This is a genomic window from Micrococcus terreus (genome assembly GCF_900116905.1).
GTDB classification, from domain to species: domain Bacteria; phylum Actinomycetota; class Actinomycetes; order Actinomycetales; family Micrococcaceae; genus Citricoccus; species Citricoccus terreus.
This window is the reverse complement of sequence record NZ_FPCG01000003.1, coordinates 259,360-281,127: the sequence shown is the minus strand read 5'-3', so window position 1 is coordinate 281,127 and position 21,768 is coordinate 259,360. Positions and strand designations below refer to the sequence as shown.

General features: G+C 69.9%; 22 protein-coding genes. 10 read left to right on the top strand and 12 right to left on the bottom strand.

Annotation, left to right across the window (positions count from 1 at the left end; translation table 11 throughout):
* Positions 1–52 precede the first annotated feature (52 nt).
* Both BM355_RS05690 and BM355_RS05685 read right to left on the bottom strand, forming a co-directional pair.
* The gene (locus BM355_RS05690) at positions 53–934 is read right to left on the bottom strand and encodes a Sir2 family NAD-dependent protein deacetylase (RefSeq protein ID WP_245760634.1); all 882 of its coding nucleotides are present in this window, start codon (positions 932–934) and stop codon (positions 53–55) included.
* A gap of 156 nt (positions 935–1,090) precedes the next feature.
* Positions 1,091–1,315 (bottom strand): DUF3073 domain-containing protein, encoded by a 225-nt coding sequence (locus BM355_RS05685; RefSeq protein ID WP_091695907.1) that lies wholly within the window; start codon positions 1,313–1,315, stop codon positions 1,091–1,093.
* Between the two features lie 167 nt (positions 1,316–1,482).
* Here BM355_RS05685 and BM355_RS05680 point away from each other — a divergent pair, with 167 nt between their 5' ends.
* Together BM355_RS05680 and BM355_RS05675 are read left to right on the top strand one after the other, a co-directional pair.
* Positions 1,483–2,178 carry a hypothetical protein gene (locus BM355_RS05680; protein ID WP_091695905.1) on the top strand — a complete coding sequence of 232 codons (696 nt, stop codon included), beginning with the start codon at positions 1,483–1,485 and terminating at the stop codon, positions 2,176–2,178.
* A 79-nt stretch (positions 2,179–2,257) separates the two neighbouring features.
* Positions 2,258–3,685 (top strand): M20/M25/M40 family metallo-hydrolase, encoded by a 1,428-nt coding sequence (locus BM355_RS05675; RefSeq protein WP_091695903.1) that lies wholly within the window; start codon positions 2,258–2,260, stop codon positions 3,683–3,685.
* Between the two features lie 96 nt (positions 3,686–3,781).
* Here BM355_RS05675 and clpB read toward each other — a convergent pair whose 3' ends face one another.
* On the bottom strand, positions 3,782–6,367 hold the full coding sequence (gene clpB / locus BM355_RS05670) for an ATP-dependent chaperone ClpB (protein WP_091695901.1): 2,586 nt from the start codon (positions 6,365–6,367) through the stop codon (positions 3,782–3,784).
* 338 nt (positions 6,368–6,705) lie between these two features.
* Here clpB and BM355_RS05665 point away from each other — a divergent pair, with 338 nt between their 5' ends.
* The 3 genes from BM355_RS05665 (at position 6,706) to BM355_RS05655 (ending at position 9,329) form a co-directional block, all read left to right on the top strand.
* Positions 6,706–7,587 (top strand): ABC transporter substrate-binding protein, encoded by an 882-nt coding sequence (locus BM355_RS05665; protein WP_091695899.1) that lies wholly within the window; start codon positions 6,706–6,708, stop codon positions 7,585–7,587.
* 80 nt (positions 7,588–7,667) lie between these two features.
* Complete coding sequence (locus BM355_RS05660) at positions 7,668–8,447, top strand: amino acid ABC transporter permease (RefSeq protein WP_245760633.1); 780 nt, start codon at positions 7,668–7,670, stop codon at positions 8,445–8,447.
* Between the two features lie 3 nt (positions 8,448–8,450).
* Positions 8,451–9,329, top strand: a complete 879-nt coding sequence (locus BM355_RS05655) for an amino acid ABC transporter ATP-binding protein (protein WP_091695895.1) — start codon at positions 8,451–8,453, stop codon at positions 9,327–9,329.
* A 71-nt stretch (positions 9,330–9,400) separates the two neighbouring features.
* Here the strand turns inward: BM355_RS05655 and BM355_RS05650 are convergent, their stop codons facing one another.
* Positions 9,401–10,285, bottom strand: coding sequence for a hypothetical protein (locus BM355_RS05650; protein ID WP_091695893.1), 885 nt, complete (start codon positions 10,283–10,285; stop codon positions 9,401–9,403).
* 88 nt (positions 10,286–10,373) lie between these two features.
* On the opposite strand from BM355_RS05650, the gene BM355_RS05645 reads away from it, so the two are divergent.
* Entirely contained in the window at positions 10,374–11,585 is a 1,212-nt protein-coding gene (locus BM355_RS05645) for a YihY/virulence factor BrkB family protein (RefSeq protein WP_091695891.1), read from the top strand.
* Here the strand turns inward: BM355_RS05645 and BM355_RS05640 are convergent.
* Positions 11,543–12,145, bottom strand: a complete 603-nt coding sequence (locus tag BM355_RS05640) for an SRPBCC domain-containing protein (protein WP_177227852.1) — start codon at positions 12,143–12,145, stop codon at positions 11,543–11,545. The two genes, BM355_RS05645 and BM355_RS05640, sit on opposite strands and share 43 nt — an antisense overlap.
* A 265-nt stretch (positions 12,146–12,410) precedes the next feature.
* Between BM355_RS05640 and BM355_RS05635 the strand changes: the two genes are divergently transcribed.
* Together BM355_RS05635 and BM355_RS05630 are read left to right on the top strand one after the other, a co-directional pair.
* Positions 12,411–13,361: a DUF559 domain-containing protein gene (locus BM355_RS05635; RefSeq protein WP_177227851.1), complete on the top strand. Its 951-nt coding sequence runs from the start codon at positions 12,411–12,413 to the stop codon at positions 13,359–13,361.
* Between the two features lie 108 nt (positions 13,362–13,469).
* Positions 13,470–14,141, top strand: a complete 672-nt coding sequence (locus BM355_RS05630) for a sugar O-acetyltransferase (protein WP_425435600.1) — start codon at positions 13,470–13,472, stop codon at positions 14,139–14,141.
* 13 nt (positions 14,142–14,154) lie between these two features.
* On the opposite strand, the gene BM355_RS05625 is transcribed toward BM355_RS05630, so the two are convergent.
* Complete coding sequence (locus tag BM355_RS05625) at positions 14,155–14,775, bottom strand: M23 family metallopeptidase (RefSeq protein WP_245760620.1); 621 nt, start codon at positions 14,773–14,775, stop codon at positions 14,155–14,157.
* Between the two features lie 29 nt (positions 14,776–14,804).
* Here BM355_RS05625 and BM355_RS05620 point away from each other — a divergent pair, with 29 nt between their 5' ends.
* Positions 14,805–15,659, top strand: a complete 855-nt coding sequence (locus BM355_RS05620; RefSeq protein WP_091695885.1) for a spermidine synthase — start codon at positions 14,805–14,807, stop codon at positions 15,657–15,659.
* 173 nt (positions 15,660–15,832) lie between these two features.
* On the opposite strand, the gene BM355_RS05615 is transcribed toward BM355_RS05620, so the two are convergent.
* The 5 genes from BM355_RS05615 to BM355_RS05595 all read right to left on the bottom strand — a co-directional run bounded on the left by BM355_RS05615 (position 15,833) and on the right by BM355_RS05595 (position 19,989).
* Positions 15,833–16,393, bottom strand: coding sequence for a hypothetical protein (locus BM355_RS05615; RefSeq protein WP_091695882.1), 561 nt, complete (start codon positions 16,391–16,393; stop codon positions 15,833–15,835).
* A gap of 78 nt (positions 16,394–16,471) precedes the next feature.
* Positions 16,472–17,215: a sulfite exporter TauE/SafE family protein gene (locus BM355_RS05610; protein WP_091695880.1), complete on the bottom strand. Its 744-nt coding sequence runs from the start codon at positions 17,213–17,215 to the stop codon at positions 16,472–16,474.
* Between the two features lie 44 nt (positions 17,216–17,259).
* On the bottom strand, positions 17,260–17,811 hold the full coding sequence (locus tag BM355_RS05605; protein WP_091695878.1) for a VOC family protein: 552 nt from the start codon (positions 17,809–17,811) through the stop codon (positions 17,260–17,262).
* A gap of 30 nt (positions 17,812–17,841) precedes the next feature.
* Positions 17,842–18,258, bottom strand: coding sequence for a VOC family protein (locus BM355_RS05600; protein WP_091695875.1), 417 nt, complete (start codon positions 18,256–18,258; stop codon positions 17,842–17,844).
* Between the two features lie 69 nt (positions 18,259–18,327).
* Positions 18,328–19,989, bottom strand: a complete 1,662-nt coding sequence (locus BM355_RS05595; RefSeq protein WP_177227850.1) for an alpha/beta-hydrolase family protein — start codon at positions 19,987–19,989, stop codon at positions 18,328–18,330.
* 184 nt (positions 19,990–20,173) lie between these two features.
* Here BM355_RS05595 and BM355_RS05590 point away from each other — a divergent pair, with 184 nt between their 5' ends.
* The gene (locus BM355_RS05590; RefSeq protein WP_091695872.1) at positions 20,174–21,049 is read left to right on the top strand and encodes a DedA family protein; all 876 of its coding nucleotides are present in this window, start codon (positions 20,174–20,176) and stop codon (positions 21,047–21,049) included.
* Between the two features lie 38 nt (positions 21,050–21,087).
* Here BM355_RS05590 and BM355_RS05585 read toward each other — a convergent pair whose 3' ends face one another.
* Positions 21,088–21,537 (bottom strand): YccF domain-containing protein, encoded by a 450-nt coding sequence (locus BM355_RS05585; RefSeq protein WP_091696081.1) that lies wholly within the window; start codon positions 21,535–21,537, stop codon positions 21,088–21,090.
* Between the last annotated feature and the right edge of the window lie 231 nt (positions 21,538–21,768).

Genomic DNA, 21,768 nt, shown 5'->3' with positions numbered 1-21,768 from the left:
ACTCCTGACGGGTCGGCATGCACGGATCGGTGCCGCCCATGCAACCACAGGTTCAGAGCTGGGCGTCGAGCCACTCCAGAGCCGGGATGATCGAGGTGCGCCAGCGCCACTGCGCCCGGCTGTCCGCACGGGTGGGCCCGCCGTTGATCAGCCCCACCGGCCTACCGGTGCGCCCGGCGTCCAGCACGAACTTGAAGCCGCTCATCACGGCCAGTGAGGTGCCCACGGCCAGCAGCGATCCGGCTCGCTCGAACGCCTCGGCGGCCGCCTGCTTGCGCACCGCCGGCACCGACTCCCCGAAGTACACCACGTCCGGCTTCAGCTCCTCGGACCCGCAGACCAGGCAGCCCACCATGGTGAACCGCTCCACCGCGACGGCGTCCAGCTCGATGTCCCCGTCCGGGTTCACCAGGCTCGGATCCACCCGGACCGAGTCCAGGTAGCCGGGGTTGGCCTGCTCCAGCCGGGCGTCCAGGGAGCGGCGGTCCTCGGCGGCGCCGCAGTGCAGGCAGATCACCGTCTCCAGGTCACCGTGCAGCGGCACCAGCTCCGGGGTCCCGGCGGCGGCGTGCAGTCCGTCCACGTTCTGGGTGATCAGGCCGGCGGTCAGTCCGCGGCGCTGCCAGTCGGCCAGGATCCGGTGGGCGGCGTTGGGGGCGGCCACGTCCATCTGACGCCAGCCCACGTAAGAGCGCGCCCAGTACCGGTGCCGGGCACCCGGGTCGTGCCGGAACTCCTGGTAGGTCATCGGCCGGTGCCGCCGCAGGGAGCCCTCGGGACCGCGGTAGTCCGGGATGCCGGAGTCGGTGGAGACCCCGGCGCCGGTGATCACCAGCGGTCGGTGCTCGCGCAGCAGCTCCAGGATCCCCGCCCGAGCCTCGGACTCGTCCTGCAGGGGCGCGGTGTCCTCCACCACGCGGGCGATGGACCGCAGTGCGGCCCGGTGGCCGTTGGCGGCGGGGTGAAGCGCGTCGAACCCCTCGCTCCAACGGGGCGAGGGGTTCGACGGTGGTGTGGTGGGACCCTGGGTCTGACCTGCAGCTGCGGTCTCAGCGGGGTCGGACGGGTGGCTCACCGGAGATGGATCCGGTCAGCGGTCATCGCCGTCCTCAGGGACGTAGTCCGCATACTTGTCGGCGTAGTCGCTGTACTCGAACTCGTCCGAGCCGTCCCCGACGGCGGAATAGTCGCCTCCGCGGGACCCGCTTCCGCCGGCCAGCTCACGTTCAAGAGCCGACAGATCAGTGGCCGGGGAGAAGTACTTCATATCCCGGGCCTGCTTGGTTGCCTTTGCCTTTTGACGGCCGCGCCCCATGAGCGTGACCCCCTTTGTTCTCGGACTCCTGCGCCGTCAGCGTCTAGGCATGGCTGGGCGGGAGTGCGCACTGATCATGATGGTTCGTGCTCCCTAGGTTAACATGTTTCAGGCCCCCTCGCCGCCGCCCCCACCGCCCCTCCAGGCCAGGAAGGATCCCGGCACCCATGGAACCTCGCAGCACTCCGGACGAGACCCCCTCGCCCTATCTGCCTCCGCGCCCATCCGGGGACCCCGGCCCCCAGGACCGGCAGGAGGACCATCACGACGACGGCCCCGCACCTCGGCGGCGCGTGGCCGGTTGGGTGGTGGTCGCCGCGGTGGCGGCCCTGGTGCTGCTCGGCGCCCTGCTGGTGCCGTGGCTGCAGTCCTCCTCCCGGACCGCGCCCACCCCGGAGGCCTCGGTCTCCCGCAATCCCTCCCCCGGGGTGGACGGGATCGTGGCGCGCGCCGTGCCGGCCGCGCAGCAGGTGCCCGGGGACTGCCTGACGGACTTCGAGGACATCGAGTCCGCCTCCACTGTGGTCGAGTGTGAGAAGGCCCACCAGGCCCAGCTGATCGCTCGTAAGACGTGGCCGGAGTCGGCCTCCTTCCCGGAGGGCGGGATGCGCGGACCGGCCGAGGAGTTCTGCGGCCAGGTGCCCCTGACCGGGTCCCCGCAGGCCCAGGTGCGGATCGAGATCTCCCATCCCAACCAGGCCACCTGGGAGGAGGGCGACCGCCGCGTGGACTGCGTGGCCCACGCCCTGCAGGGCACCCTGACGGCGTCCCTGGTGGAGACCCCCGTGGTGGAGCCGTCCCCCACACCGTCGGCGTCAGCATCACCGACGCCGTCGGCCTCGCCCAGCCCCTCGGACGGCTGACGCCGACTCTTCACCGGGTCCGCTCTCCCGTTTAGGGTGTGTTTCACATCACTCCCCTGAAACGGAAAGCTGTGATCCCATGCGTCGTTCATCGACCTTCCTGGCCGCCAGTGTCCTGGCCGCCTCCCTGATCAGTGCCCCCACGGCGCTGGCCCAACCTGTCTCGCTCGCTGCGGCGCCCACCGCAGCAGCGGCCTCGCAGACCCCGGACCATCGGGCCGGAGGGAACCCGAACAGTCCGGAGAAGCTGGTGCGCTCCATCAGCTCCACGAACCTGGAGCAGGACATCCGGGCTCTGGCGGACATCGCCGAGGAGCACGGCAACCGTGCCGCCGGCACCCCGGGCTATGACGCCTCGGTGGACTATGCGGTGAGCGAGCTGGAGAAGGCTGGCTATGACGTCGAGCTCCAGGAGTTCGAGATCACCTACACCGAGACGCTGCGCGCCGAGCTGACCCAGCACACCCCGGTGGAGCAGGACCTGGCCCACACGGTGTTCACCTACTCCCCCTCGGCCCAGGCCAGCCAGGCGCAGGTGGCCGCTCCCAGCGATCCCCTCGGCTGCACCACCGCCTCCTGGGGCAACGCGGATCTGACGGGCAAGGTGGCCTTGGTCTCGCGCGGCGACTGCCCATTCGCTCAGAAGTCCGTGACCGCGGCCGGTCTCGGAGCTGAGGCGGTCATCATCTACAACAACGCCGAGGGGCCGCTGAACGGCACCCTGGGTGAGCCCTCGCAGGACTATGTCGGCACCATCGGCGTGACCCGCGCGGTGGGTCAGGAGCTGCTGGGCCAGCTGCAGCAGGGCCCGGTGACGCTCTCCCTGGATCTGGACCAGCTCACCGAGCAGCGTCCCACGGTGAACATCCTGGCCGAGACCCGGACCGGCCGTGAGGACAATGTGGTCATGCTCGGCGCGCACCTGGACGGCGTGCCGGAGGGGCCGGGCATCCATGACAACGCCTCGGGCTCCGTGGTGGCTCTGGAGGTGGCCCGTCAGGCCGCGAAGGCGAACAAGGTCAACAACAAGGTCCGCTTCGCCCTGTGGGGCGCTGAGGAGATCGGCCTGCTGGGCGCGGCCCACTACGTCGAGTCCCTGACCCCGGCCGAGCGTGAGGCCATCGCCATGTACGTGAACCTGGACATGGTGGCCCCGCTGGACCATCAGAACACCATGGGCGTACTGCAGGGCGACTTCTCGCTCGGCGCGGAGAGCCTGCTGCAGGATCAGCTGGAGCGGGACGGCCACGAGTACGGTCCGGCCGGCAACGGCAACAACTCGGACTATGCGCCGTTCGTGGCCTCGGGCATCCCCGCCACGGGCCTGCTGTCCTACTACGACGACAACTACCACACCCCCGAGGACGACATCGACAACGTCTCCATCACCTCGCTGACGCACTCGGCTCGAGCCACAGCCAACATCATCGGCACGTTCATGTATGACACCTCGCTGATCAACAGCAAGTGCTCCGCTGGCAAGTCCGGCACGCCGAAGTCCTGCTGATTCCGCAGGAACCACCCGTACGACGACGGCGCCGTCACCCTGGTCTGGAGTGTCCAGTCAGGGTGGCGGCGCCGTGTGCGTCACCGGTGATCGGGCTCAGCCGGCGCGGGTGACGCTCAGGGTGTCCTCCTCGCGGTCCACCAGCACGGTGTCCCCGTCCTGGATCGTCCCGGAGAGCAGAGCCCGGGCCAGCCGGTCCCCGATCTCGCGCTGCACCAGCCGGCGCAGCGGGCGGGCACCGAAGGCCGGGTCATAGCCGGTCAGGGCCAGCCACTCACGGGCGGCCGGGGTGACCTCCAGGGTCAGCCGGCGCTCGGAGAGGCGGCGGCCCAGTGACTGCACCTGCAGGTCCACGATCTCCGTCAGGTCCTCGATGCTCAGCGGGTCGAACTGGATGATGTCATCCAGCCGGTTCAGGAATTCGGGCTTGAAGGAGGCGTTGACCACCTTCATCACCGCGTCCTTCTTCTCCTGCTCGCTCAGGGTGGGGTCCACCAGGAACGGGGAGCCCAGGTTGGAGGTGAGGATCAGGATCACGTTGCGGAAGTCCACGGTGCGGCCCTGTCCATCGGTGAGGCGGCCGTCGTCGAGCACCTGGAGCAGGATGTCGAAGACCTCCGGGTGGGCCTTCTCCACCTCGTCCAGCAGCACCACCGAGTACGGACGGCGCCGCACGGCCTCGGTCAGCTGGCCGCCCTCGTCATAGCCCACGTACCCGGGAGGGGCACCGACCAGACGCGAGACGGCATGCTTCTCCGAGTACTCGGACATGTCGATCCGCACCATGGCGTGGTCGTCGTCGAAGAGGAACTCCGCCAGCGCCTTGGCCAGCTCGGTCTTGCCCACGCCCGTGGGGCCCAGGAACAGGAACGAGCCGGTGGGCCGGTCCGGATCCGAGATGCCGGCCCGCGCCCGGCGCACGGCATCGGAGACGGAGGCCACGGCGGCACGCTGGCCGATCAGCCGCTCCCCCAGGTGGTCCTCCATGGTCAGCAACTTGTCCTGCTCGGACTGCATCATCCGACCGGCGGGGATGCCGGTCCAGGCGGAGATCACCTCGGCGATGTCGTCGGCGGTGACCTCCTCGGAGACCATGGACGACTCCGACTGTGCGGTCTGGGACTGCGCGGCGTCGGCGTCCTGCAGCTGCTGCTCCAGGGCCGGGATCTCCCCGTAGAGGATGCGCGAGGCCTCGGCCAGGTCACCGTCACGCTGGGCCTTCTCGGCCGCAGAGCGCAGCTCGTCCAGCTTCACGCGCAGGTCACCGGACTGGTTCAGCGAGGCCTTCTCCTGCTCCCACTGCGCGGTGAGGCCGGCCAGCTGCTCCTTCTGGTTGGCCATCTCCTCACGCAGGGCGGCCAGACGCTCCACCGAGGCGGGGTCGGTCTCGTCCTGCAGGGCCAGCTCCTCCATGGTCAGCCGGTCCACCGAACGGCGCAGCTGGTCGATCTCCTCCGGGGCGGAGTCGATCTCCATGCGCAGCCGAGAGGCGGCCTCGTCCACCAGGTCGATCGCCTTGTCCGGCAGCTGCCGGCCGGAGATGTACCGGTGGGACAGGTTCGCCGCGGCCACCAGGGCGGAGTCGGCGATGGCCACCTTGTGGTGGGCCTCGTAGCGTTCCTTGAGTCCACGCAGGATGGCGATGGTGTCATCCACGCTGGGCTCACCCACGTAGACCTGCTGGAAGCGACGCTCCAGGGCCGGGTCCTTCTCGATGTTCTCGCGGTACTCATCCAGGGTGGTGGCCCCGATCAGCCGCAGCTCGCCGCGGGCCAGCATGGGCTTGAGCATGTTGCCGGCGTCCATGGCGCCCTCGGAGGCACCGGCGCCGACCACGGTGTGGATCTCGTCGATGAAGGTGACGATCTGGCCGTCAGAGGCCTTGATCTCCTCCAGCACGGCCTTCAGGCGCTCCTCGAACTCACCGCGGTACTTGGCCCCGGCGATCATGGCGCTCAGGTCCAGGGAGATCAGGGTCTTGCCGCGCAGGGACTCGGGCACATCGCCGGCCACCATGCGCTGGGCCAGGCCCTCGACCACGGCGGTCTTGCCCACACCGGGCTCACCGATCAGCACCGGGTTGTTCTTGGTGCGGCGGGAGAGGACCTGGATGACCCGGCGGATCTCGGCATCACGGCCGATGACCGGGTCCAGCTTGCCCGAACGGGCCACCTCGGTCAGATCCGTGCCGAACTTCTCCAGGGACTGGAAGGTGTTCTCCGGGTCCGGCGTGCTCACCCGGGTGTCCCCGCGGACCTGCTTCACCGCAGAGCTCAGCGCATCCGGGGTGGCACCGGCGTCACGCAGGGCCTCACCGGCGGCTCCGGCGTCTGCGGCCAGGCCGAGCAGCAGGTGCTCGGTGGAGACGTAGTCGTCCCCCATGGCCTCGGCCTGCTGGCGCGCGGCCTGGACCACCTGAACGCCCTGCCGAGAGAGCTGGGCCTGGGCCACGGAGGACCCGGAGGTGGAGGGCAGTGCACGGATGGCGGTGCTGGCGGCGGTGGAGACCACATCCGGGTCAGCACCGGCGGCCTTGAGCACCGCAACGGCGACCGACTCCCGCTGGTCCATCAGCGCCTTGAGCAGATGGGCGGGCTCGATCTGGGGGTTGCCTGCAGTGGAGGCGTTCATGGCCGCAGCCGAGAGAGCCTCCTGGCTCTTGGTGGTGAACTTGGCGTCCACAGCATGCTCCTTCCAGCCCGTCCGCGGGCTGATCAGTCAACGATTCACAGTGTTCCACTCAAACTTGAGTCTACTCAACTCAACCCTGAGTGAGGCTGAGATATTCCGGCTGTGGGAGGAGCAGGCGAGGTGCCGCATCCTGGAGCCGGTGGGCAGAGGCGATGCACAGCGCGGTGGTGGTGCGGAGAGGCCGTCGGCCGGAAGAGACGTTCATGGTCACAGAGAGTCCCCCTCGCTGGTCTGAGATACCGGTCACCATCCACTCTGGCCTATCATGAGGCCCTTGACACGCCCTGCCACTCCCGCGCGGGGTCACTGCCCCATGGGAAGGCAACTCCATGACCGCCACACGACCCCGGCTGACCGCCGTGGCCGCGATGGGACTGGGTGCGCTCGCGCTGAGCGGATGCGCCGTGCTCGGGCCCGCCGCCGACGGCACCGGTTCGGACACGATCGCCGAGAAGACCACCACCGTCCCACTGCTCAACCCCGACCAGCTCTCCGTCTGCGCGGACGTCCCCTACCCGCCCTTCGAGTTCTTCGAGGGCAACACCCTGGTGGGGTATGACATCGACATCGCGCAGCGGATCGCCGACGACCTCGGGGTGCGGCTGAACGTGGTGGACACCTCCTTCGAGGGGATCGAGTCCGGAGCGTCCCTCTCCGGCTGCGACCTGAACCAGTCCTCGATCTCCATCACCGAAGAACGCCAGCGTCTGATGGGCTTCAGCCTGCCCTACCTGGACGATGACCTGGTCCTGGTGTCCGGCAAGGACTCCGGGATCACCGACATCGACTCCGCCCAGGGCAAACGCGTGGGCGTGCAGGCCGCCACCACCGGTGAGGCCTACGCCGAGGAACAGGGCCTGAACACCGTGCAGTTCGAGGACGGCGGCATGCAGCTGGAGGCCCTCAAGGCCGGCACCGTGGACGCCCTGCTGGGCAACCAGTCCGTCATCCTCTACGGCCTCAAGGACGATGAGCGCTTCTCCGTGGTGGACTCCTTCGACACCGGGGAGTCTCTGGGGATCGGCGTCGGCCCCGAGAACTCCCTGCTGCTCTCGGCCGTCAACCGGTCCCTGACCGAGATGGAGGAGGACGGCACCCTGTACGAGCTGCGCACCAAGTGGTTCGGCCAGGAGGCCGCTGACGCCCACATCACCCAGTCCGGCGCCGCGGCCGGATCCGAGAGCACCGACACCGAGGAGGACGGCCAGTGAGCACCGCATCCAGCCCGAGCGCACCGGCCGAGACCAGCGCCACCCGACCCCGCCCCGGACGGGCCAAACGCCGCCGCCAGATCTCCATCGGCATCCAGGCCGCCGTGTTCGTGGCCGTGATCGCCGCGATCCTGCTGGCCATGGACTGGGAGACCCTGGGCACCTCCGTCTTCAACTTCGCCGCGATCGGCCCGATGTTCCCGGACGTGATCCTGGTCGGGCTGGGCAACACCCTGCTGTACACGGTCACCTCGTTCATCGTGGGCCTGATCGGCGGCATCGTCCTGGCCCTGATGCGGATGAGCTCCTTCGCCCCCTACCGGTGGATCGCCACCGCCTACACCGAGTTCTTCCGCGGCGTGCCCGCCCTGTTGGTGTTCATCGCCTTCGGGTACGGGGTGCCGATCGCCTTCGGCGTGCAGTGGCCCATCCCGGTGGTGGTGATGGCTGCGCTGGGCATGGTCTCGGCCGCCTACATCTCCGAGACCCTGCGCGCCGGGCTGCAGGCCGTGCCCATGGGCCAGTACGAAGCCGCACGCTCCCTGGGCATGCCCGGCTGGCGGGCCATGCTGACCATCGTCATCCCGCAGGCCTTCCGCCTGGTCCTGCCCCCGCTGACCAACGAGGTCATCCTGCTCACCAAGGACTCCTCCCTGGTCTACGTGCTGGGACTGGCCGCGCACGAGTATGAGCTGACCAAGTTCGGCCGCGACGGCATCACCGCGCTCGGCGCCGGACTGACCCCCGTGCTGGTGGCCGGCCTGATGTACCTGATCATCACCGTGCCGCTCTCCCTGCTGGCCCGCCGCTTCGAGTCCCGGTCCGCCCGGCCCTCCCGAGCCACCCGAAAGGACGCGTGAGCCATGAGCACCACTCCTGAGAGCACTCCGGGCACCCCCGGCACGCCCGAGCAGCAGGTCCCCGTCCGCCCCCAGACCGGCACCGACGCCGCCGCCTCCCCCGCTGAGGCGGAGGCCAAGGCGACCTTCGAGGCCACCGGCGTGGACGTCGTCGGGCTCAACAAGTCCTTCGGGGACAACCACGTGCTGCGCGGGATCGACCTTCAGGTGGCCCCCGGCGAGGTGGTCTGCCTGATCGGGCCGTCCGGCTCCGGCAAGTCCACCCTGCTGCGCTGCGTGAACCTGCTGGAGGTGCCCGACTCCGGCACCGTCACCGTGGGCGGGTTCGAGGTCACCGACCCGGACGTGGACCTGGACACCATGCGCCGCCACGTGGGCATGGTCTTCCAGCAGTTCAACCTGTTCCCGCACCTGACCGTGCTGGAGAACTGCACCATCGCCCAGCGCAAGGTCCTCAACCGCTCGCAGGCCGAGGCCGAACAGGTGGCCCGGACCAACCTGGAGCGCGTGGGGCTCTCCGAGATGGAGACCCGCTATCCGGACCAGCTCTCCGGCGGTCAGCAGCAGCGCGTGGCGATCGCCCGGGCGCTATCCATGGACCCGCAGCTGATGCTCTTCGACGAGCCGACCTCAGCTCTGGACCCCGAGACCGTGGGCGAGGTGCTCTCCGTGATGCGCCGCCTGGCCAAGGTGGGCATGACCATGCTGGTGGTCACCCACGAGATGGGCTTCGCCCGCGAGGTGGCCGACCGCGTGGTCTTCATGGACGGCGGCGTGGTGGTGGAGGAGGGCCCGGCCGCTCAGGTGATCGGCGATCCCCAGCAGGAGCGGACCCAGGACTTCCTGGCGCGGGTGCTGCACCCCACGGACATCGACCTCTGAACAGGCCCTTCCCGACGACGGCCCCTCGCCTGACCGGTTCATCACCGGCCAGGCGCGGGGCCGTCTTGGTCTCAGGAGTCCAGCTGCTCCAGGGCCTGGTCGAACCGCTCCCCCTGAGCGGTCAGGATGGACTGGGCGTCCTCCAGATCTGCCACGGACAGCACCGCATACAGGTGGTTGCGTCCCTCGGAGCGTCCACCGATCACGATGGTCTGCTCCTGTCCGTCGGGGGCCTCGATGCGCAGCTCCATGGCGTGCACGTCCTCGGCGCCGGAGCCGAGCTCCACGGGTGAGAACGTGGCGGTGGCGCCGGTGCCCTCATCGCCCTGCAGGGTGCCGCAGGCCTCGGGGATCTCCGAGTAGACGGACATGGCGTCCATGGCGCTCTGGGTGGTCACGGCCATGAACTGCACGGTGGCCGCCTCGGAGTCGCCGCTCGGCTGCAGGTCCGTGGTGTAGGTCGAGGCCACAGCGGAGGACTTCGGGGCCTCGAACGTGTTGACCTTCTCCAGGGCGGTGGCGCACTCCCCCTCCGGCGTGAACCCGTTGAGGTTGACGTACATGGTGAACGGCGCCGACTCCACCCGGGTGTCCTCACGGGTCACCGAGTCCGCCACCGGGAAGCTCTCCTCGTCCAGCAGGGCCTCGCCGAGCTGGTCCAGGCTCATCACACCGGCCGCCTGACCGGATCCGGTGGAGGACTCCGAGGGCGAGGCCGACGCGGACGGTGACTCGGAGGCGGAGGTCGGGGACGTCGAGGACTCGCTGGGCGAGCCGCTGGGGGAGGTGCCCTCCGCGGCCGAGGTGGTGGCCGTCGTCGGGCTCTGCGAGGACTCCTCTCCGGAGGTGACCGTGCAGGCGGTCAGGCCCCAGGCAGCGAGCGCGGCGACCAGTCCCAGGGAGGCGGTCCTTCCGATGCGGGCGGAGCGGGTGCGGTGGCTGGTGCGGATGGACATGTGTTCCCCTTCGACTGGTCCGTTCTCGTCCGTCCATCCTGGCACTTCGATCACGGTGCCGCACGCAGGACCCGGCTACCCTCGAAGCATGCCCAGCCGCCTGTTCCGCCGCGAGCGCCCCGCCCGCACCTACCGCGAACCTCGGGTGTCCCAGGCCTACGTGATCCGGCGGACCGTCATGCGCCTGGTGGACCTGCAGGTGTGGGACGTGGCGGCGTCGATGACCTTCTACTCCATGCTCTCCCTGCTGCCGGCCCTGGTGGCGATGGTGTCCATGGTCTCCCTGGTGGGCATGGCCGACGAGACCGTCCACACCGGCGCGCAGCTGATCCACGAGCTGATCCCCGGCGTGGACCCGCAGGTGGCAGCCGGTGCGCTGCTCGCCCTGGCCAACACCTCCGGCGGCGTGCTCGGCGTGGTGCTGGGCCTGGTGGGCGCACTGATCTCCGCGTCCAACGCCGTGGCCTCGTTCCACCGGGCCATGCACCGCATCCACGACACCCGCGAGGGACGGCAGTTCCTGTGGTTCCGCACCGTGGTGGCGCTGGAGACCCTGGTGCTGATGCTCGGGATGATCGCCACCCTGACGCTGGTGGTGATCGGCGGCGAGTTCTCCGAACGGCTCGGGCGGGTGCTCGGGTTCACCGCCGAGTCCGTGGCCACGTGGAACGCGCTGAAGTGGCCGGTGATCCTGGCGATCCTGATCTTCACCGTCTCCCTGGCGTACTACCGGGGCCCGAACGTGAAGCTGCCGCACTACCGGCTGATGTCCGCCGGGGGCGTGGTGACCGTGGTGCTGCTGTTCGCCGCCACGGTCATCCTGGGCTGGCTCGCGGAGTCCTTCGGGGCATTTGACCGCGTACTGGGGACGCTGAACGGCGTGATCACGGTGCTGGTGCTCGTGTGGGCAGGGTTCATCGTGCTGGTGGCCGGCGCCGCGTTCGACGCCGAGCTGCTGCGCGCCCGTCAGCTCGCCGCCGGGCTGCCCGCCTGGGACGTGCTGCAGCTGCGGACCCGGCACACCGGGGTGCTGAAGTTCCTGGATGAGCAGACCGTGGCCGCCCGCACCACCGCCCGGACGGTGGCCGAGGCCGCCCGTGAGGACGCCCCCGTCACCCGTCCGCGCACGCCCTGGCTGGCTGAGGCGGACTCGCTGTGGGCGATCGACGCCCTGGACGACGACGTCTCCACCGGCACCCCGTTCATGCCCCGCTCCCTGCTGGGACCGGAGGACGATGCCGGGTCCACAGCGGAGGGTCAGTCGGAGGAGTCTGCCCGGCCGGGCGAGCCCACCGCGTAGTGCTCACGCTGGTGCGGCCAGTACGCCTCCCACACCACGGATTCCACATCGCGCCCGTCCAGGGACGCCGCCAGGCGGTCCAGATAGTACTCCCACCCCGGACCCACATCGGCCGCCATGCCCTCGAACCCGCCCAGTGACTGCTGGAAGGTCAGGTGAGTGCCGCCGTCGGGACGCTCTGCCAGCCCCAGGTCCAGCTGCCATGCGTTGCCCTCCGGGTCCGCCAGCGTCACCTCGAGCGCGTGCCCGCGCTCGCAGCGGCGGATGCGGCACTCGCCGGGGCTGTCCGGCGCCTCCACCATGGCCAGCTGTACGCTTCCCGACGACGGCTCTCCCGTCCAGGTGCCATACCAGCCACCCAGCAGGGTCGGGTCCGTCAGGTGGTCCCAGACCACGGTGGGCGGATGCTGCAGTTCGCGCGCCAGGTGGAGCAGGGGCCCGGCCTTCGTGGTCTCGACGCTGCCGGTCGGTGTGCGCGGCTCCGGGGCCGGTGTGCTGGCGTCTGAATCGGTGTCCGGGGTGCCGGCGACGTGGTCCGGGGTGCCATGATCGGTGTCCATCCCCGCATTCTCCCCCGCCCCAGCGTTCCGCGGCCAGATGCTCCCCCGGCGCAGACGCCTGATGCGGGTTCCTCGCCCCACGTCCACCGTGTGGCTTGACATCACAGGTCCTTCGGTCTGCAACCGCGGATTTCAAGCCACACTCTCCACGAGGATGCCCTGGAGACCTCCCGTCGTTCCTCCACAGGTGCTCCAGAGCAGCCGCCTCTCCACAGCTGCCCCCTGCAGGTCGTCCCGGCGAACCTCCACCCGGCACGGTGAGTCCATGACTGCTCGCAGACCTCTGCCTCCCATCATCCGGCGCGCCCACCTCACGCGTGCCGCGGCCCGAGCCGCTGACGTCTCGGATGAACGCCTCCAGAGGTCGGATCTGCGGCGCGTCTCTCACGGCCTGTATCGGTCCTCCCTGTTCCCGGAGATGCCGTGGTCCTATCTGCGGCTCGACGAACCGCCTCACGGGCTGGACACCGCATCGCTGGCCGCCCTCACCCAGGTCTGCGGAGGCTTCGTCTCCCACACCACCGCCGCGCATCTCTATGGAGTGCCCTTGCCCCCAGCCCTGGCCGGCGACCCGCGAGTTCATCTCACCGGCCCAGACCAGCGTCGCCGGGCCCAGCGCGCGGGAGTCGTCGGCCACCGCCGTCCACTGCCTGAGCGACATCGCAGCGTCCGCTTCGACGTTCCCGCGGTCACACCGGAGCGGGCGTGGTTGGATCTGGCGGCGATGATGGACGACGGGCAGCTGATCGATCTGGTGGCGGCCGGTGACCATCTTGTGCATTCCCCCTGGGTCAACGGAATCAGGCACTCCCCTCTGACCACACCGGCACGACTCGACCAGGAGCTCTCGACCATCGGCACCTTCAAGGGCGTCCGGCTGGCCCGAGCGGCACTGGGCCTGATCCCAGTCGGCGCCGATTCATCCCCGGAGACGGCGCTGCGGCTCGCTCTCGTGGGCGCGGGACTCCCAGAGCCGGAGCTGCAGGTCTCGCCCGCACCGGGGGCGCCGTTCACCGCAGACCTCGCCTATCCACAATGGAGAATCGCGTTGCAGTACGACGGCGGCCACCACCTGACTCGCGCACAGCAGGCCATTGACGCTCGACGGGACGCGTGGTTCCAGAGCCACGGGTGGCGGGTGATCCGTGTGACGCATGAGGACTTGAACAACGGGTTCGTCAGAGTCATCGCACTGGTCCAGCAGCTGTTCTCGTGACCGCCGAGGACAACGTGTGGCTGAGAATCCGTGGTGACGGTGGTCCTCGACCGCGGAATCCCAGCCACACGCTGTGAACGAGGCCCGAACGCTCCGTAGGGTGGGACCATGAGCCCCCTGACTGGCACCGACGCCGCCGGCACACCCCCCACCCCCACGAACCCCTACCGTCCCAATGGCCGGTCCATGCGTGAGCGGATGGAGGCCGGAGAGGCGTACATCGCCCTGGATCCGGAGCTCGGTGAGCTCTCCACGCGCGCCCAGCTGCTGACCGAGCGGTACAACGCCAGCTCCATCACGGACCGTGCCGAGCGCCGCCGCATCCTCCAGGAGCTGCTCGGCCACGCCGGCGAGGGCATCGAGATCCGTCCCCCGTTCCACGTGGACTACGGCCGGTACATCAGCATTGGCGCGCGCACCTTCGCCAACTTCGGCTTCACGGTGCTGGACATCGCCCCGGTGCGGATCGGCGCGGACTGCCAGTTCGGCCCGCACGTGCAGCTGCTCACCGCCACCCACCCGCTCGAGGCCGGCCCCCGCCGGGACAAGTGGGAGGGCAGCGCCCCCATCACCATCGAGGACAACGTCTGGCTCGGCGGCGGGGTGATCGTCGGCCCTGGCGTCACCATCGGTGAGAATTCCGTGATCGGCGCGGGGGCCGTCGTCGTGAAGGACATCCCGGCCGACAGCGTGGCCGCTGGCGTGCCCGCGAAGGTGCTCAAGGACCTTCCGGCAGATCCCGACGACGGCTGGTCCACGCCCGCAGAGATCGGCGGCTGAGCGCCGCCTCGGGTCAGGGAACGTGGACGATCTGCCCGTTGCGCGGCACTGACCCCTGGAGGGTGAACGGCACGGCCGCAGCCGCGGCAGGGTCAGGGGCGTCCTGGGCCTGCAGGTGCAGGTGCGGCTCGGTGCTGTTGCCGGAGTTCCCGCAGGCACCCACCGGCTGACCGGTCCGGACGATCTCCCCCACCGACACCCGGACGCTGCCCCGCTGCAGGTGGCACAGTGCCACGAACGTGCCGCGCTCGGACACCCGGATGATCACGTGGTTCCCGGCCAGCCCGGCCCAGCCGTCAGCCAGTCGGCGTCGCTGGGTCAGGGCGTAGCTCAGGGAGGGCAGCCCGCGGTGGGCATGGTGGTCCGGCACGGAGTCATGCGCGGAGACCACTGTCCCGGCAACCGGGGCCAGGATCGGCGCGCCGAAGCCCGGGAAGGACTCCGGCGGTTCGGTGCGGACCAGAGACCGCAGCCGCACCGAAGCCGTGCGGCCCTGCTCATCCACCGGGACGAAGTCGATGGCATGTGCCGTGGCGAACAGCTCCGTGCCGTGGCTGGGAACCCGGTTCGCCGGACTGTTCTGCACCAGCCAGCGGCCCGTGAAGGGGTAGTGGATCTCCAGAGCGGTGCTCACGCGGCTCAGCGTAACGGAAGAATGGACCCATGGTCTGCCCTCCATCTCCTCCGCCGCCCGCCGCCCCCTCACCCTCCGGCCGCACCGTGCAGCTCAGCGTGTCCGGACAGCAGGCGCGGATCGTCCCGGATGAGCATGACGACGGCTGGGTGCTGGAGATCGGGGGGATGATCCAGTCCCACGTGGACCTGGCCGAGCCCACCCGGATCCGGTACGAGTACCTGGCTCGGATGGCGGCGCTGCTCGACCACTCGTTCCCGCTGGGCGAGCCGATCAGCGTCCTGCACCTGGGGGCCGGGGCGCTCACGCTTCCCCGGTATGTGCAGGCCACGCGACCGGGGTCGGACCAGGTGACGGTGGAGCTGGAACGCGAGCTGCCGTCCCTGGTGATCACCGAGCTGCCGCTGCCGGAGGGGACGGAGTTGGAGGTGGTGATCGGGGACGCGCGTGTCGAACTCGCCGCTTTGAGCCCCCGTCTGTTCGACGCCGTGGTGCTGGACATCTACACCGGCGAGGGTGAGGTGGAGCATCTGACCGGGACGGACTTCTACGCCGTGCTGCTGGGTGCCCTGACCGAGCGAGGGCTGCTGCTGGTCAACGTGGGTGACGACAACGGCCACCGGTTCTACGCCAGGCAGGCCGCCGGCCTGGACCAGGCTGCCGCGGGTGCGGGGCTCAGCGGCGCGTGGACGCTGGCCGACGCGAACCTGATCGAGCGGCGCGAGGCCGGGAACCTGGTGCTCGCCGCCGGCCCCGCGCTGGCGCCCGCACACACCGAGCAGCTGAACGACCTGCGCGCGGACCTGCTGGGCGCTGGCCCCCACCCCGCAGCGGTGCTGACCCCGGACCAGACCGCACGGCTGGCCTCCCGGATCTCCGGCTGACAGGCTCCCCGCCTCCCGCTCCCCGCCCCGCGCTCCACACGGTTCCGAGCCCCCGCGCACCGCTCGGCTCCCCCGCTCCCCCGGGCCCGTCTGCGGGGACGACTGAGGCCACGCGGCAGGAGCACCTGCGGCGTGGCCTCAGTGGGTGTCAGGCGGTCAGTGCCTGAGCGGGATCAGATCTGCTTGCGCAGCTCCGCCAGGTCGTGACGAGCGGCACGCAGGGCCTCGATCTGCTCGTCGCGGGCCTTGTTGATGGCCTCGACCTTGGAGTCCTTGGCCTTGCCGATGCGCTTGGCACGGCGGGCGGCGGCGGCGTTCTTGCGGGCGGTGCGGTTCACGGCGCCGTCGGCCATCAGGGCCAGGCCCATGCCGGCCATCCAGACGTCCTTGGCCACGGCGGTGCCCTCCTGGGTGGGACGGATGCCGTCCTCCTGGGTCATGCCCTCAGTGTTCTTGTACATCGCCAGCAGTCCGCCGGAGAAGGCGGTCAGGGCGGCGCCGGCCAGCCAGCCGGGAACGAACGGAGCCAGCAGGGCCGCACCCACACCGATCTCCGAGGCCACGATGAACTGCTTGAACTGGGCCGGGCTCAGGTCCTTCAGCATGGGGATGCCGTTGGCGGCCATGTCCCGCATGCCCTCAGCCTGCTCCTCGGAGATCTTGGTCTTGCCGATGCCGGAGTTCAGGATGAAGGCGCCTGAGGTCAGGCGCAGGGGGATCTGGACAATGCTCATGGGGGTGTCCTTCCGATGGGTCGGTGTGGTTCCGCCCTTCAGCCTATCGCCAATCTCGTGCGGCGTGTCACGGCTGGATCAGAGCGTCAGCCCACGCACCACAGTCAGAGTGGCACCGGCTCCGGCCAGGATCACGGCCACCCATCGGGCCCGCACGGCACTGACCCTCTTCGAGAGCACGGAGCCGGCCAGCACCCCGAGCACGATCCCGGCGGCGAGCAGCCCGAAGAACCACAGCGGCGGCAGCTGCTCCACCGAGGCGGTCCCCATGCCCAGCTTGGTGGCCACGGACAGTGCGCCGAAGGTGAGGAACACCGGCTGCAGGGTGGCCGCGAACCGCGCCTGCTCCCAGCGCGAGACGGTGGCGTAGATGACCATGGCCGGCATCGCCACCCCCGCCACGGTGTTCAGGAACCCGCCCACGGTCCCAGCGGCCACTCCCGGCGCGGGCCCGGTCAGATGGGGCACGCGCGGCAGGGCGAAGGTCATCACCAGGGCCACCAGCACGACGACGCCCACCACCACCTGCAGGACGGCTGCGGGCAGTGCCCCCACCAGCAGCGCTCCGGCCACGGAGCCGAGCAGCCCGATGGGTGCGATCTGCCGGAAGCGGTGCCAGTCGATGTTCCGCCAGACCACGGACATGATCAGGGCGGCGGAGACGATGGTGGTCGCGTTGGTGAGCAGCACCCCGGAGACGGGGCCGAAGATCAGCACCATCACGGGGGTCACCACGAGTCCGACGCCGGCTCCGGACACACGCTGCAGGCACGCCCCGACCATGCAGGCGGCGAGCGCGGCGAGGGCCATCCAGGGTTCCATGAGCCCTCAGCGTACGCCGGGGCAGGATCCCCTGAGGTACTGCGTCAGCCGCGCGCGGCGGCCTCCAGGGGCGCCAGGTCCAGCTTGACCATGGACATCATCTGCCGCTGCACCCGCCCGGCCGCCTCACGGTCGGCACCGGACATCAGCTTCATCAGCAGCCGGGGCACCACCTGCCAGCTCACGCCGAACCGGTCCTTCAGCCAACCGCACATGACCTCCTCGCCGCCCGCGGTGAGCCGATCCCAGAAGTGGTCCACCTCGGCCTGATCCTCACAGATCACCTGGAAGGAGGTGGCATCGGTGAAGGTCCGCCCGGAGCGGTTGTCGTCCATCGCGATGAACGGGCGGCCGTCCAGGGTGAACTCGACCATCAGCACCCGCCCCTGCTCGACGTGGACGTCGTCGCCCTCCCGGCGGATCTCAGCTCGGAACTCTCCGTCCCGGTCCACCAGGTCCAGAGGCGCCCGAGTGACAGTGCCCAGGGCGGTGTCCCGTCGGAAGGGCGCGAAGGTGTCCACGTAGTGGGTCGCAGCCGCCTCTGCCTGTTCACCGGGAAACCAGAGACAGGTCAGAAGTCGGTCCTCGGTGTTCATGGGGTGCTCCGATCAGTCGCGTCAGTCATGTCAGTCACGCGGGGAGAGTAGACAGAACTCGTTGCCCTCGGGGTCGGCCAGCACGGTCCAGGTGACGGCGTCCGGCCCGGATTCGATCTGGCCCACATCCACGTGGCGCGCACCGAGGTCAACCAGCCGCTGGACCTCGGCGGCGTGGTCCGAGTCCCGGTCCGGTGCCAGGTCCAGGTGGATCCGGTTCTTCACGGTCTTGCCCTCCGGGACGGGCACGAACACCCACCCCTGAGCACGGTCGGCGAACGGGGTGGAGGACGGGTCCTGTTCCTGCTGGACGGCGATCGGCGGCACGATCACCACCTCGTCGTCTGATTCGTAGACGATCTCCCAGGAGAGCACCTGAGCCCACCATCGAGCCTGGGCGGCCACGTCCTGGGAGTCGATCACCACGGAGTACCAGCGGATAGCCATGCGGCGAAGCTACGCCTGGCGACCCCGCCGGGCAAGACATCCGGTTCGCCAGTGGGTGAGACCCGGCGCTCACCCCTCGCTGGGCACGATCAGTCGACGGATCGCCTGCATGATACTCGAGCGGTCCTCCAGCGGATCCAGCCCCAGCACCGCGGCCCAGTAGGAGACCATCTCCTCCAGATATCGATGACCGTGTCCACCAGGGACGGTGGCTGATCGCGGCATGTCCGAGGCGACCTGCCAGAACGTCACCCAGGGCATCCACCGCACCGACCGGGAGACGTCGGATCCGGCCTGCTCGCGCGCCCACTCCGGCTCCCGCCACATCAGCTCCGGGCTCCACCACACCACGGGGTCGGAGGGGTGCTGGGCCACCACCACGCGCGGGTGGTGCCATTCCCCGTAGTCCACCCCAGTGATGTCGGTGACCAGGTCGCGGGGGCGAGAGACGAACCGGACGTGCCGGCCGTCGTCGACCACGGGGAGGATCTCCGGGGTACCCAGGCGCCGCCGGGACACCAGCTGCCGCCAGAACGCGGAGATCCGCGGCATCCCCGTCCAGACAGCACCGTCTACCCGCTCGAGCATGTCCTGCAGCCCGTCGAACGCGGACGTCCCACCCAGCGCCCCCAGGGACTCCCCGCCCACCAGGAGCATCGGGCGACGGTCGGCCGGACGTGTGGCCAGCTCGGCCTCCACCGCGTGCAGCAGCGCCTCCCCCGCAGCCGTGGGTGTGGCGCGGTCCACCACCATGGCCACGCCCGAGGGCAGATAGGTGTATTGCATGGCCGCGAGCGCGCAGTCCCCACCGGTGAGGAACTCCACCGCCGAGGCCGACCACTCCTGCAGCCACCCGGTCCCGGTGGTGTTGATGACCAGCAGCACCTTCCGTTCGAACCCGCCGGTGCGCCGCAGCTCGGCCACCACGGCCTGGGCGGTGGCCTCCAGGTCTCGGTCTTCGCGCCAGCCGGCGTAGGCGCGGATCGGCGTCAGCCCGGGCTCCCCGGTGGCGGCCTCGATGTCCACCGCGCGCGGGCCGTCCGAGACCACGGCCTGCCCTTTGGACCCCAGCGTGTCCCACGGCTCCAGGGACGCCGGCGATCCGGATCGCTCCGGCTCGGTGGGCTGGAAGCGCCCGGGCAGCAGCAGGTCATTGGTCTCGTGGGCGGCCCGGGAGACGCGCTCCAGCAGGCGCCGGTAGACCACCTTGTCCAGCACCAGGGTGGTGGCAGCACCCGCGACGACGGCTCCAGCCAGTGCCGCTGCCGGTTCCGGGAGCGCGGGCCGCAGGACGCGAGAGACAGCCTGACCGCCTGCCGTGAGCGCGCGGCCAGCCTGGATCAGCGAGGCGCCCAGGGCCGCACCCATGACGGTGCCGTAGGCGTGCTCCTTCAACGGGATGGGTCGGGTCTCCATCAGTCCGCAGATCTCTGCCTGGCGGTTCACCGACCGCAGCCAGGCCACGGCGCTGATGCCGGCCATCGCCCAGGGGACCCGTTCGCGCACCGGCTGCAGTCTCGCCGGGTCCACGGCGATCTCCGCACCGGTCAGCCGTACGGCGGATCGGGCCAGTCCATGCCCGGCCGCGCCCACCAGGTACCCGAACGCCTGCGAGAAGCCCGTGGAGACCGCCGTCATCCACCAGGTCCGCGGGATGAAGCTCGGGGACAGGGACACCCAGCTCATCACGTGCGCGCCGACCAGTTCGGCGGTGGACGGCTTGAGCCTCATGTCCTCCACTATGCCCGTACCCTGTGCAGCTTTCCACAGGGCAGCAGCCCAGGACACCCGCTCCTGACCTGCCACGGCTGCCCCACGCCGGCGGGCCCGTCCAGTTGGTTCCTCCCCGTGAGGTTCGGCACCCGCCTGCGCGCCCGGGACCTCCCACCCCAGGTCATGCGGAACAATGGGGGCCATGTCTTCCTCTGTCTCCCCGCTGTCCGCCCTGCCCGCCCCCGCTGAGGTGAGTGCCGTCGTCGGGAATCTCCCGGTGGCCACCGCCGCCCAGGACGGGGGCGAGGTCTCCTACGGCTGGCTCGGCGACATCGTGGTGCAGGTGATGGAGGCGATCGGTCCGATCGGCGTGGCGCTGGCGGTGTTCCTGGAGAACATCTTCCCGCCCATCCCCTCGGAGCTGATCCTGCCGCTGGCCGGGTTCACCGCCGCGAACGGCTCGTTCGGCCCGTGGGAGGCCGTGATCTGGGCGACCATCGGCTCCGTGGTGGGCGCCGTGGCGCTGTACGGCATCGGCGCGGCCCTGGGACGGCGGCGGATGTACCGGATCGCCGACTGGTTGCCGCTGGTGGACTTCGAGGACGTAGAGAAGACCGAGCGCTGGTTCCACAAGCACGGCTACTGGACCGTATTCCTGGGCCGCATGGTGCCGATCTTCCGCTCGCTGATCTCCATCCCGGCGGGCATCGAGCGCATGCACTTGGGCCTGTTCACCCTACTGACTCTGCTGGGCTCGGCCCTCTGGAACACGATCTTCGTCTGGGGCGGCTACCTGCTCGGCGAGTCCTGGCACCTGGTCTCGGACTACGCGGACGTGTTCTCCAATGTGGTGCTGGCCGCCGTGCTGCTGTTCCTGGCGTGGTGGATCATCGCTCGCGTGCTGCGCAACCGCCGCCGTGCCCACGACCCGAACTACGTGGCCCCGTCCGCCGATGAGGCCGCGGCCCGTGTGGACGCCCTGCTCAACGACGAGTCGCTGGACCTGCGCTCCAAGGGCAAGGGCAGCAAGGGGTCTCAGGGCGGGGCTGGCCAGTCCGGCGGCTCCACCCGCGCCTGAGGTCCGGGCTCAGGCCGGGTCCGACATCGGCATCAGTCTCAGCCCCGGTACGGTGCCACCGGGTAGCGGTGACCGTGTCCGGCGGGGGCGTACTGCGGCAGGGAGCCGGCCGAGCCGGAGTCCACGATCCGCTTGCCCAGCGGCATCAGGGACACCGGGATCATCTTCAGGTTGGCGATGGCCAGCGGGATGCCCACAATGCTCAGGAACATGGGGATGGCGGTCAGCACGTGGCCGATCGCGATCCAGATCCCGGCCACGATGAACCAGATGACGTTGCCCAGCACGGTGAACGGACCGGTGACCGGGCGCGCGTCCACCACCATGCGGCCGAACGGCCACAGCGCGTATCCGGCGATCCGGAAGGACGCGATGCCGAACGGGATGGTCACGATCAGCAGGCAGCACACCACCCCGGCCAGCATGTAGCCCAGCGCGAGCCAGAGCCCGCCGAAGAGCAGCCAGATGATGTTCAGGATCAGGCTCAGGACACTGTTCGCACCGTTCATGTCTCCATGCTCGCAGGCGCGGGTCAACCGGACCAGCCTCGCGGGTGTGGCTCCGCTCAGGGCGCAGGTCTCAGAACGGTACCGATCTGGTGACGATTGCCTGAACATCCCGACGACGGCCCCTCGCCCAGTGTTGTCAGGCGCACCATGGAGTTCGTGCCACCTGCCGTGCCCCGCCTGCTCAGCCCGGCCCACCCGGTCCAGGTCGAC